7 protein-coding genes are annotated in these 13,296 nt (G+C 52.2%); 2 read left to right on the top strand and 5 right to left on the bottom strand.

From position 1 onward, the window contains the following. Nucleotides 1-192 precede the first annotated feature (192 nt). Both purE and I6E49_RS11760 read left to right on the top strand, forming a co-directional pair. Nucleotides 193-696, top strand: coding sequence for a 5-(carboxyamino)imidazole ribonucleotide mutase (purE, locus tag I6E49_RS11755; RefSeq protein WP_235402485.1), 504 nt, complete (start codon nucleotides 193-195; stop codon nucleotides 694-696). Nucleotide 697: 1 nt separating this feature from the next. After that, on the top strand, nucleotides 698-2,554 hold the full coding sequence (locus I6E49_RS11760; protein ID WP_235402491.1) for a 4-hydroxy-3-methylbut-2-en-1-yl diphosphate synthase: 1,857 nt from the start codon (nucleotides 698-700) through the stop codon (nucleotides 2,552-2,554). Between the two features lie 108 nt (nucleotides 2,555-2,662). On the opposite strand, the gene I6E49_RS11765 is transcribed toward I6E49_RS11760, so the two are convergent. From I6E49_RS11765 to I6E49_RS11785, 5 genes are all read right to left on the bottom strand, one after another. Further along, nucleotides 2,663-3,697 carry an endonuclease/exonuclease/phosphatase family protein gene (locus tag I6E49_RS11765; RefSeq protein WP_235402487.1) on the bottom strand — a complete coding sequence of 345 codons (1,035 nt, stop codon included), beginning with the start codon at nucleotides 3,695-3,697 and terminating at the stop codon, nucleotides 2,663-2,665. Between the two features lie 47 nt (nucleotides 3,698-3,744). Next, entirely contained in the window at nucleotides 3,745-5,631 is a 1,887-nt protein-coding gene (locus tag I6E49_RS11770; protein ID WP_441006976.1) for an FAD-dependent oxidoreductase, read from the bottom strand. Nucleotides 5,632-5,654: 23 nt separating this feature from the next. Then, nucleotides 5,655-7,568: a glycoside hydrolase family 20 protein gene (locus tag I6E49_RS11775; protein ID WP_235402488.1), complete on the bottom strand. Its 1,914-nt coding sequence runs from the start codon at nucleotides 7,566-7,568 to the stop codon at nucleotides 5,655-5,657. A 110-nt stretch (nucleotides 7,569-7,678) separates the two neighbouring features. After that, entirely contained in the window at nucleotides 7,679-9,277 is a 1,599-nt protein-coding gene (locus I6E49_RS11780) for a SusD/RagB family nutrient-binding outer membrane lipoprotein (RefSeq protein ID WP_235402489.1), read from the bottom strand. 16 nt (nucleotides 9,278-9,293) lie between these two features. Continuing rightward, on the bottom strand, nucleotides 9,294-12,608 hold the full coding sequence (locus I6E49_RS11785; RefSeq protein WP_235402490.1) for a SusC/RagA family TonB-linked outer membrane protein: 3,315 nt from the start codon (nucleotides 12,606-12,608) through the stop codon (nucleotides 9,294-9,296). Nucleotides 12,609-13,296: the final 688 nt, after the last annotated feature.

Below are 13,296 nucleotides of genomic sequence, written 5' to 3' on the forward strand. Positions count from 1 at the left end.
GGGAGCGATATGCTTTGCCAATCGCGTCTTTTTCCCATTGATTGAACTTGCAAAGTTCGACCAAAAGAAACAAAAGTATAGATATTAATCGTATAAATAATAAATTCAATAAACCAAAGCCCGACTCTACACATTACTCCCCTCCCTGCGGGGGAGGGGCAAGGGGGTAGGGCTTTTTAATAATTAATCATTATGTCTCCATTAGTAAGCATCATCATGGGCAGCACAAGCGACCTGCCCGTTATGGAAAAGGCATGCAAGTTCTTGAACGACATGCAAGTACCTTTTGAAGTGAACGCACTCTCAGCCCACCGCACACCTACAGCAGTGGAAAACTTCGCTAAAGGTGCCAAGGACCGTGGCATTAAGGTCATCATTGCAGCTGCCGGTATGGCCGCAGCATTGCCTGGTGTAATCGCAGCCAACACAACGTTGCCCGTTATCGGTGTTCCTATCAAGGGTATGCTCGACGGATTGGACGCCATGTTATCAATCATACAGATGCCTCCTGGAATCCCCGTTGCCACAGTAGGAGTAAACGGTGCCATGAACGCCGCTATCCTTGCCTGCGAGATGATAGCCCTCGGTGACACCGAAATGGCTAAGAAAATGGAAGTATACAAGGCCGGACTTGGTGCCAAAATTGAGAAGGCAAATAAGGAATTGGCTGAAGTGAAGTATGATTATAAGTGCTAAAATGACAGACCTCTTCAACTATCGCCGTCGCTCATCATCGCCCGTTCAGGTGGGCGACTTGCAGCTTGGCGGCGATGCCCCGATACGCATCCAGTCGATGACCACTACCAATACCAACGATACTGAGGCATGCGTAGAACAGGCGGAAAGAATTATTAAGGCTGGCGGCGAACTTGTGCGACTCACCACACAGGGCCGACGCGAGGCTGAGAATCTGAAGAATATCAACGCCCAACTGCGCGCTGACGGCTTCAATACGCCGCTTGTTGCCGACGTACACTTCAACGCTAACGTTGCAGATGTGGCTGCACTGTATGCCGAGAAGGTTCGTGTCAATCCCGGCAACTATGTCGATCCGGCACGTGTGTTCAAGAAGATAGAATATACCGATGCCGAATATGCCGACGAACTGAAGAAACTTGAGGACCGTTTCGTTCCCTTTCTCAATATCTGCAAGGAACATCACACAGCCGTGCGCATCGGTGTCAACCACGGATCGTTGTCCGACCGCATCATGTCGCGCTATGGCGACACCCCCGAGGGAATCGTCGAGAGTTGCATGGAGTTTCTGCGCATCTGCAAGAAGGAGCAGTTTGACAATGTGGTGATTTCCATCAAGGCTTCCAATACGGTCATTATGGTGCGTACCGTTCGTCTACTTGTTGACGAGATGGACCGCAATGACATGCACTATCCGCTCCACCTCGGCGTGACTGAGGCTGGCGAGGGCGAGGACGGACGCATCAAGAGTGCCGTAGGCATCGGAGCATTGCTCGCCGACGGCATCGGCGACACCGTACGCGTTAGTCTTAGCGAGGAGCCAGAGGCTGAGATACCGGTGGCACGCCACCTTGTCGACTATATCACCAAGCACGAAGGCCACCTCATGGTGCCCGCTACAGCGTCGCCCGACTTCAACTGGCTGCGCCCCGAACGTCGCAAGACACGCGCTGCAGGAGGCATAGGCGGCTCTAATGTGCCCGTAGTGATTGCCTCGTTGCCAAACGGTCAGACTCCGACTGCTGTAGAATTCGGTGCCGACACCACTCCCGACTATATATACTGTGGCTCTTCGCTGCCCGCCAACCGCAAGGAGGGACAGAAGTATATCGTCGATTTCAACGCCTATACCGGCGCGAAGGACACCTATCCGATATTCCCTTATAACGCCACACCGTTCATTTCGAGCGTCAAGGCCGACGTGAAGTTCCTCGTGTTGCAGCTCGGTGCTCCGTCGGAGGAGTATCTGGCATGCCTCAAGGCTCATCCCGAAGTGGTGGTGATAGCCGTCAGCAACCAGCAGAACAAGCTGGGCGAGCAGCGTGCTTTGACCCACGAACTGTGGATCAACGGACTCTTCAATCCCGTTGTCTTCGCCCAGATGTATCGCCACAGCGCCCAGGAGAAAGCCGACTTCCAGCTTGAGGCTGCTGCCGACATGGGCGCTCTGATGATTGACGGACTATGCGACGGCATCTGGCTGATGAACGACGGCGACATCAACGTACGCGACGTTGCCGACACTTCATTTGCCATTCTGCAGGCAGCACGCCTCCGCACGTCCAAGACCGAGTATATCTCGTGCCCCGGATGCGGCCGAACACTCTACGACCTGCGCTCTACCATAGCCAAGATCAAGGCCGCTACAGCCCACATGAAAGGCCTGAAGATTGGCATAATGGGCTGTATTGTCAACGGACCTGGTGAAATGGCGGATGCCGACTACGGATATGTAGGAGCCGGACCAGGCAAGATTTCGCTCTACAAACAGAAGATGTGCGTTGAAAAAGCAATTCCCGAGAGCGAGGCAGTAGAACATCTGCTGCGCTTTATTGAGGAAGACATGAAGAAAAAATAGCTTTCTTTTAGTCACGAATCAACATGAATTATCCATAAATTACGAATAACATTCACGGATAATTCATGTTAATTCGTGACTTTTTTATTTGAATATCCACATTCCCAATCACTCCACCACAAACGTAGCAAGCACACCCTTATGGTCGGTGGGCCACGTTGCGAGCGGTGTTATTATCGGTTCGTCGGTGCCGAGGGGTACACGCTTGGCGTAAGCGATGTTGCCTTCGGGCCCGAAGAGCTTGCACTCCGTCACCTTTATGCCCTTGCCACGGAAGAAGAGGTAGTCGATGCGGTCGCGTTCGTCCGACTTCGGAGCCCACGTCAGTTTGCTTGGGTCGACATCAGGATTGTCCGAGGGGAAGGTGAAGCCCGGATGAGTCAGCACATCAGGGTGTACCGTGCGATAGCAGTCGTTGAATCCAGCCTTGATGAGTGCCGTCGTCTGCGGCCACGCTATCACTACGCCGTGATGGTCGTACAGGTCGCGCGTCTGCTCAGTCCAGTCCTGCACCGACGGTTCGTTGAAGTCGCCGCCTATAATGGTGATGAATCCACGCTCCTGGTCGCGCTTTGCCTCCTTCAGGAAGTTGGCTATAGCCTTGTCGCGCATTGAGAGAGCGTTGCGACGCAATATCTCGTCGACATCGGTGAGCGGTTCCATCTCCTTAAAAGTGTTGCCGTCAACACCACGCACCTCATAATACGTGTCGTTGAGATAGTCGAGATGACTGGTGTACAGAGCCAGTTTGCGTCCGCACACCTTCGTCTCAAGCTTGTATATCGACCCATGGTCGTCCTTCAACGGGAACACCGTCTTATGGGCGGTGATGGGCGTAGACGACAACAGTCCAGTATCATCCGAGCGGAACCCGTAATACACCACACCACGCTTAGCCATATCCTTGCACACACGTGCAATGAAATCGTCGCGATAGTTGCGCACCTCGCTGAACGTGACGTAGTCGGGGCGTAGCCGTTCCAGTTCGTTGAGAATGGCTTCATATCCACCCTTCACCATAGTTCCTTCCTGCCAGATGTTCCACTGCAGCACGGTAAACGTCTTGCCCTGCTTCTTTCCACCAGCAAGACACGTCAGCGGCAATAGCATTATTGCCAGCAGCATAACGATTGTTTTCCTCATAGCCATACGATTCATTTGTAGTTCTTATTATTATATGGTAATACTCATTATTTTATTGTAGGCGGATTGTCGAGCCATCCGCCCTCGTTGTAGTCCTGCGTAGGCTTTACACCCTCTTTTGCCACACCCTTCTGCATGAGGCGTTTCAGCTGGTCGAGATGATAGAAGTACACCTGGCGTGGCGTAACGCCATACTCCTTGCACAGCGATGCAGCCATGCCTACCACCTCGCCCATAGCTCCCGTAGTGCGCATTACGCGGGTTGAGCCGAGCGCAACATGCGTTGTGCTGATGTTTCTGCCCGCCATGAAGAGGTTGTCAACATTGCGCGAGTACAGACAACGATATGGCACAGCCGTAGGATAGATAACGGTGTGGCGTGTAGTGGCCTTGTATTCGTTGCCCGGGAAGCTGACAATATTGGCAGGATCGGGCTCATGCAGGTCGATACTCCATGTCGCTGCAAACGACGCATCTTCGTGCGGCATGTGCAGCACAAGGTCGGATTCCTTCAGCACATAGTCGCCCAGCAGTCGGCGCGACTCCCGTTTGCCAGCCACGTAAGCCACCCAGTCGAGTCTGTAATTGGCATAATCACGGCGCTCGGGCAACCGGTTTTTCAGATAGCTCCAGTTGGAATACACCACCATCAGTCCGTAGTCGCGTATGCGTTCAGCCTCGGTTATCTGGTTGCGGTTCATGCCCGTCTCCCAAGTCCATTCGCCCTTGAGCACACGCTCGGCAGTAGAGTCGTTGAGCACGACTCCATACTCAAACAGCGGAAACCTCTCCCTGCTCTTGCTCTCGGCTGCATACCACTGCACCGAGGCTCCCATAGTCAAGCTGTCGGCACGTTCCGGCGCACGGCTCTCGCCATATTCGCTGCGCGACTCACGTCCCATGCGCCAGTCGGCACCAGCCAGATAGCCTATGGTAGCGTCGCCCGTGCAGTCGGCAAAGAGCTGTGCTCTGAACCTCAGGCGCTCGCCGCTCAGTACGTTTCGTGCCGTAACGCTCTCTATACGGGTTCCGTCCATGGTCACACCGTCGGCATGCACGCCCATAAAGAGGCTCACGCCGTGCTCCTGCTGCAGCCATTGCATCTTCTTCTGGTCTTCGTAGTAAGCTGCAGGCTGTGCATTGCCCTCACGACATGGGGCAAACTCCTGCTGCAACTGTCCCAGCTTGGGATAAGGACCAACGCCCAAGCGTCCGCCCATGTGTACACGCACCTCCGAACTGTTGTTGCCGCCAGCCACCGGACGGTCGCCTATTAGCGCCACACGCAGTCCCAACCGCGCTGCAGCCACTGCCGCACTCATGCCGGCAACGCCTGCTCCCACCACCACCATGTCGTATTCTCCGGCATCGCGAGGTTCAAGGCTTGTGCCATTGATGCCGCTACGGAACGCTTCTTGGCAGCTTGCGTCGTCGGGCGGAACCATACTGCCGTCGGTAGTGAGCAGTATGGCGTCGCAACGGCCGTCAAATCCCGTGAGGTCGTGCAGCCGTAGCTGTGTCTTGCCAGCCTTAAGCCTCACCGTGCCAGCCTTCTGCCACTGCCAACGGTTGCCCGTCTGCCCTACAGTATGCAGACGCTTGCCGCCCACGCTCACCTCAAAGGCTCCTGCACCGGGCTTTGCGCTCCATGGCGAAGTCCAGTTGTATGTGCGCACATATACGTGATACGTGCCGCCGCTGCCTATGTCCACCGTGGTGACGGCATCGCTTACGGGCACGCCCATGCCGTGGGCTATCATGTAGGGCGACCCCATGAGGTCCATAAACTGCTGGTCGACCATCCATCCGCCACGCTTGCTGAAGCTCTCGGCTTCTACTATTAGGCTCTCGCCGTGCGCCTTCGGCATTGCTGTCAAAGCCAGTAGCGCAGCCAGCAGCACACGTAGCAAAGTTACGTTTTTATTTCTTGTCATAATTGGGTTTGATGTCTTATTGTTTAACGAAAACGGAATTCCCTGATGGTAAGACGGTTCTGCTGCTCACGGGTGAGCCTTAAGCGCAGCGCCTTCACCTTGCGTCGCGTCTTGAACCGTGCCTCCATGCGTCCGCCCTTCACCTCGTCAGCCACCTTATAATATGTCTTGCCGTCGGCACTTGCCTCCAGAACGGCACCGTGCGGATATTCCTTCGAGTCGTCGAACACCACTGCCACTCGTCGTGTATGAGCCGGACTATCGAGCGTTACGGTGAAGTGCTCGCCCTCAAGGTCGGAATATGGCGTGCAGAAGAACGTGCTCTCGTCGCCGTCGTAGGCATACTCCTTTTCGTAGAACTTCACGCCGGGCATATCGGTATCTATCGTTGCGCCAGCCAGAAGCTTGGCTCTGCTCGACTCGGCACGGAATATTGTAGTGTCATCCAACCGCTCGGCATAGGCAGCATTGCCCGTGCGGGCGAGCAGCGGCAGCACAACCGTGTTGAGACGGCTCACAAACTCGTCGTAGCAGCCGCCCCCTCCAGTCCACAACACCTCAGCCAGAGCGCACAGACGAGGATAGAGCATATGGTCGACATCGGCCTTGGTGCGCACAAACTCGGTCCACAGACACGCCTGACAGCCCCTCACCTGACTCTGCTGTTCGGCAGGAATACCCTTCAGGGGTTGCCATTCGAACACCTTCCTGGTGGAGTTGCGGGCGTAGCCGAAGTCGAAGTAGCACGGATCCTTAGGACACAACACCACCTGCATGCCTCTGCCCAAAGCCTTGGCGCTGCGCTCGGCGGCATCGCGCTGCCAAATACACACCACGTCGGAGGCATCGGCAGCACAGCGGTCGTTTATCTCGTCCCATCCCATAAGTCTCCTGCCGTAGCGTCGCACAATCTCGCCTGCACGTCGTGTAAAATAGTCTTGCAGCTGATGCAGGTCGGTCATGTGCTCGCTATGATACAGCGCCTGACAGCGCTTGCACTCCTTCCAGCGCACTGTGCTCACCTCGTCGCCACCCAGATGGATGTAGCGCGAGGGGAAGATGTCAGCCAACTGCGCCACCACAGCCTCAACAATGTCGTAGACACGAGGATTGCTCACGCACAGCATGTTCTCCCATGCACGCTTGCGGTCGTTCTGCAGGCGCTCCTCGGGAAACGGTTCAAACTCGCCGCCACGGCACGACAGCTCGGGCATTGAGGCCAGAAGCGCCAGACAATGGCCAGGCATGTCCACCTCGGGGATTATCTCCACGCCCCGTGCATAGGCATAAGCCACGAGCGCCTTCAGTTCGGCTGGCGTGTAATACTTGTCGGAGAGTTCGGGAAAGTCGGGATAATGCGTGCCGCGGCGTGCCACTTCGGGAAACCGTTCGAGTGCGAGTCGCCAACCCTGATTGTCGGTGAGGTGCAGATGTAGCACGTTGAGACGCAGCAGATTCATTGCGTCTATCATCGACTCTAATTCGGGTATGGTGCGGAAGTGGCGGCTACAGTCGATCATCAAGCCACGATGCTCAAATCGCGGACTGCTCTTTAGCGTAGCACACTCTAACGGTCTGCCCCCGGCAGCACTCAGCAGCTGAGCCAATTGTGCCATTGCCCAGTTGACTCCCTTCACGCTTCCGGCTCTCACTACAATGTCCTTGTCGGCTATCTGAAGCGTATACGCCTCGCTGCCGAGCGCTGCGTCGTGTTCAATCTTAAGCATAGCGCTGTCGGCATGCGCCAGTGCGAGCTTCACGCCGGTGCGCTGATGCATGAGCGTAGCCACCGATTCGGAAGCATAACGCCACTCGGCAGGCATGCTGAAAGCATACGCCCTACCCGACTGCAACACCGCTGCCCGTGCCTCAACAAGCGAAAACAACGTAAGGAGAATGCCGAGTAGAAACAATCGGGATGTTCGTTGGATGTTCATTGGAGTAGATTTATACATTTAGACATAAAATCACAACACCTTAAACCAGCTGGTTTCCATTATTAAATAAGATACCTGCCGATTTAAGGTGTTCACAAAATTCCTATTTACTACTTACCAAAATCTGTGATTATCTTGCCGGCTATAGGAGTTTCTACAGCGTTTGGCACAATCCACATTTTTTCATTGAAACCATCATTACCATTATATTGGCGATTGAGCGCTTCCTCAAGATTAGCCTTATTATAGTCAATCTCGTCTTGCGAGTAACGCCAACGTATAGGGAACTTGTTCTGCTCGTCGTTGAGGTTGGTGCTGGGATTGAGTTCCCAAGCAGGGTATCCGGTACGACGGTGGTCAAACCAGCACTCATAGTCAAGCGACTGACGGTACGAACCGAGATACTTCTGTGTGATAATCTGTTCCAGAGCGTCGTCAAAATTACTCTTGAGCTGTACATTAGGCTGTGCAAGATACTGGTCGATGTATTCGGCTGTTATCTCTTTGCCATGATTGTAAGTCTCGCCGGCAGGAGTATACTGAGCTATGAATTCCATGCTGGCACGTATGCCTTTCTTATAGTACTCCTCAGCACTGCCATTGATCCATCCACGCAATGCAGCCTCGGCAAGAATGAAGTTCTGCTCCATGTATCCTATACGGATTATAGGCTCGCCTGCGGGTAACAGATAACGCTGGTTAGGCTTGCAGTCCATAAGGTCGGCATGTATTGCATTGTTCACGCTTTGGTCGCCAGCAGGGTCGAGTCCGGGATATGCATCCCATGAAGAAGCAGCCACACCGGCATTTGTCTTGCCCACAGCGGGCGAGCAATAGTAGAACAGACGATAGTCGTTGAGATTCTTCAAAGGCTCAATGAGGTACGAACTTGTTGCATAGAACGACATGTGCTGGTTGTTGTAGAGCGGATACTGCTGTCCGGCTGCATCGCTGAATACGAGCATGAAGTTGTCGTCGTTGCCTGCAAAGATGTTGCCCGACGACGCGATACGTGCAAAGCGGCTTTTCACGTTAAGGTCGGCAGCATCCGACTGGTCGGCTACCTGTTGCATATTCATGAGCACCTTCAGCTCAAAAGCGTTACATGCCTTGCGCCACTTGGCTGGGTCGCCGCTGTAGATAGGGTCGCCCTCAAACTTGGCACCGCTTGCAAAGAGCGATTCCGCACTCTCCAAATCTTCCAATATATGGGCAAACACGTCGTGCTGGGTGTCATACTTGGGTGTGAAATTGCCACCCTCAGCAGCGTTAGAATCGCTATAAGGAATGTCACCAAGCTTCATCGTGATGCCATACAGACGGTATGCCTTGAGGAATTTGGCAAGACCCTTGTACGAATTCTGTACAGCTTCAGTCTGCGAAGCTGCCTCCAATATCATCTTCTGACAGTTGGTGAAGTCGGTATAATCGCCGAAACCTACCCGACTGAGCATGTTGTACTGGTTGCCTTCTTGCGCTCCCTCACACCACACGACCTGTTTCTGCAGAATACTGTGATGGATTGAATATTTCGATCCTCCTATATCCGTGATGTTAAGTATGAGCTGTGTAGCAATCATGCCTGGAGTGACCTTTGTTGTGGCATTGTCGTCGGTGTTGTAATCGTCAAACTTACCGGTACATGAAACCGTTGACATACCGATTGCGCCCAACGCTGCTACAGTACATATTATATTTCTGAATTTCATAATGCGTCTGGATTAATTAGAATTGAACTTTAATGTTGAAACCGAGGAAACGCTGAGAAGGCGAACTCAAGTTGTCTGAGCTGACATCGGGGTCGGCATACTTGAACTCCTTTGCCCAAAGCAGCATGTTCTGACCGATGAACGACACCGAAGCCGACTTCATGCGTGCCCATGCACAAATCTTCTTGGGAAGATTGTAGGTCAATGACAGTTCGCGAATCTTGAAGAACGTTGTAGAACGGTAGTTCTGGAACGCTGCTGCTCCGCACCATGGTTCATATCTCTGTATGAAGTTCTGATAAGAAACCACTACGTCGTTGGGCGCAAACACACGTGTATCTTCCAATATGTTGCCGTCAACGTCATACTTAACCGAGCCGGAAACTATCTTAACGCCCTTTGCTACGAATGTCTTGTTGCCGTTGACAACCTCCTCATAACGCTCCGGTGTGGCACTCTTCGGGTGCGAACCAGCATTCCACATAGCCTGCTCTGTCTTGTTGTAAGCCAATCCGCCTACGCGACCGTCCACTGCCAGGTTGAGAGTCCAGTCCTTATAACGCAACTGAGTGTTGATGCCCCATATCCAGTCTGGGTTGGCATAGCCTGCAAGTTTCTGATACTTGCTGCGCTGTGGCAGTCCGTTGTAAAGTATCATGTTGCCGTCCGGGTCGCGGTCCCAGTCAAGGTCGGCCACCCAGTCCCAACGTTTGCCGTTCTGCACCCACTGGTTCTGTGTAGAATATATGGGGTCGATGGTGTTGTAGTAGTAACGGTCGGAAGCCCAGTTGAGGTTTACAGTCCAGTTGAGGTCCTTCTTCTTAATCACGTCAGCACCTACAGCAATCTCAAATCCACGACGTTCCTGCTTTTCGCCATAATTGATGAGCGTGCTTGTAAAACCTGAGGCAGCGCTGACTGTAGCCTTACGGGTGTTGTTATACTTCAATGTATTGTAATAGGCCAAGTCGAAGCGGATGCGGTTGTTCCACACGTTGAACTGTGTACCTATTTCGTATGCTCGCTTTGTCGTAGGCTTCAGCGTAGATGCACGCAGCGAGCTGGGATATGTGGCTGTGTTCATCTTGTTCCATACATTCGACGAAACGCTGTATGCCTGCTGTGTCTCGAAGATGTCAAGGTCATACTTTGTCACAGTCCACGAGCCCCTCAACTTCCAGAAAGTGAAGGGCTGGGGCAGATGCAGGAACTCAGACATGATGACACTGCCCGACACTGACGGATAGAAATAAGAACGTGTATCGGCAGGAAGTGTCGAAGACCAGTCGTTACGGCCCGTTACGTCGAGGTAGACAGTGTTGCGCCATGCCACTGACAGACGTCCCCAAAGCGAATTGACACGCTTGCTCTTGTATGAAGACGATGCCGAAACAGGGTCTACCGAAGCTTTGAGCGAGTAGTAGCCAGGCACAGACAGACCATTGTTGGTGTTTGCGCTTACGTCGTCATCGTAATAGTAATATATGGTACTACCCAACATTCCGTCGATGTCAAAGTCGCCAAGCTTCTTGTCGGCAGCCAGGATAACGTCGTTGTTGACACTGAAACCAGTGGCTTTAGAAACGCCGTAGTATCCCTTTACGTTGCCGTAATAACCGTGAATCTGTCCGATAGGGTTCTTTGTTTCGGTACGGCTGGCATAGAAATCGACACCGGTACGTGTAGAAATGTTCAACCATGGCAGCAACTCATACTTAGCGTATGCGTATGTGTTGAGCTTGTCGTAGTCGTTGGAGCGTGTACACTCATAGGCGAGGAAGTAGGGGTTGTCATAATAGTAGTTGTACAGCCAGTTCTGCTTCTGGTTCTCCTTGCCCTCTACCCAGTAGTTGCGATAGTCGCGGATGTCGTAGTTTGAGCCGGTCCACACAATTATATTATATATATAGCCACCACCAGTATAACCCGAACCGCGGTCGTTGTTGTAGAAACGCTTGTTCCATACAGCACCGCCTTCGAGCGAGAGTTTGCCTATCTTGGCATTGCCGCTGAGGGTGTAGATTATCTTGTGCATATCCTCATTGGGATACTGTCCACGGTTGAAGACGTGGTTGAGCGACGTGCGCACACCACCGTTCTTGCCACGCCAACCCAAACTGATGTTGTTGTTGGTGACAAATCCCTGCTGAAGGAAGTTGCGGAAGTTGTTCTTACCCTTTGATACGAGTTCGGTCTCTTCCCACTGATAAGTCTTAGGATTGTACTGCGACGCCTTGCGACCTATGTCGAGCTTGTCGCCCCATACATAGTCTACAGAGTCGTAGTGGCCGCCCGAACCCGAACTGTAGTCGTGCTGTGCCTCAGGAATGGCAAGATAGCCGGCATTGAACATAGTGCTGCTGTTGACTGTTATATCCAGTCCTTCCTTGTTACCCTTCTTTGTTGTGATGGTGATAACGCCCGAACCGCCACGTGCACCGTAAAGAGCAGATGCAGTAGCGCCCTTCAGCACGTCGATAGACTCTACGTCGTCGGCATTGATGTCGCGAAGTGATATATTAGAATAAGGTACACCGTCGAGCACAATGAGCGGACTTTCACCACGGATGAGCACCGACGGAGCGTCATTGAACTCGGTTGAGTTCTGTACGTTCAAACCTGCCACCTTACCGGTAAGCGAAGTGCCGAGGTCGACCGACTTGACTGTAGCCAATTCGTCGCCCTTCACTTTCTGCACGGCATAACCAAGAGCCTTCTCTTCACGCTTGATGCCGAACGCTGTCACAACAACGTCGTCGAGAGTCTTGTTGTCGACATCCATAAAGACTGTCATGTCCGAGCCTCCCTGCGCCTTTACTTCCTTGGTCTGATAGCCGAGGTATGAAATCTGTATTGTAGAACCGCTCGGAACATCGAGCGAATAGCGACCGTCGGCATCAGTTATTGTGCCAGTGGTTGTTCCCTTTACAAGAATGCTGGCACCGATGATAGGGTCGCCGTTCTCGTCCTTGATACAACCTTTTACAGTCTGCTTTTTTTTCTTTCCCTGCTGCTGTGTCCCCTGCTTAGCCTTTCGGCTGGGGTGTATTGTTATGATGCGGTCGGCAATTTCATACTCGCACGACTCGTCGAGCACTTGCTTTAGCACATCACGCAGAGGAGTTTTGTTGAATTTGGCAGTAACGCGTTTGTTTAGGTTGATGTCGTTGACTATGACCGACATTTTGGTTTGCCTTTCAATTTCGTGCAGCACCGACTTCAGAGGCTGGCTGTTGAAGTTGCGGCTCACCGTTTGTGCCTGCATTGCGGTGGCCATTGCACTGGATAGGGCGATGACGCCGGCAACGCATAGTGATCTGAATTTTGCCATAGATGTTTAGAGTTTTGATTATAGATTGTTATTTATATTGTTTACGTTTTTATCGTACCCGTTTCGGCTACGATTCGGTTTATCAAAGTCCTGTATTCTGCTTTTTCCGGTCCTGTAATCCATTGATTTTCAGCCCAGATTTCGGCCGCTTTCAAAAAGGAGTCCTTTTGGGTGGCAAAACGAGTCCTTTTGCATTGTAAAAGGAGTCCTTTTGGAGTGTAAAAGGGGCCCTTTTGAAGTGCAAAACGAGTCCTTTTGAAAATGGAGGGGTATGCACTGGCATTATCAAGGCGGTTTTAGGTCCAAATCAAGCGGTTTTTAGGTTCTTTCAATAATATAAACAACCCATAAAGGTTTTACCCAACCCTGAAAACCAATTTTTTTTTAATGTTAAATGCAATTTTTTTAATGTTAAGTGTTGAATGTTGAATGTTAAGTTCGTCCAACATTAGGAGTGGTAATATTATAAAATCAAGTCAGTGAGTTAATTGGCAAAGCAAACATAGGAGGGTAGGGCATCCCTGCCATACCCACTCAGCCTTCATTTACAGTTGATAGAGTGGAGGGTGTATCAAAAATCAAACAAAACGGGCTGAAAGCCCAAAAAGCACATAGGAGGGTGTGTCAAAACTCCCTGATTCTTAAAAAATCACAAAGCCCTGACTTTCACAAGCCAGGGCTTTGCTAT

The organism is Leyella stercorea (genome assembly GCF_021531655.1).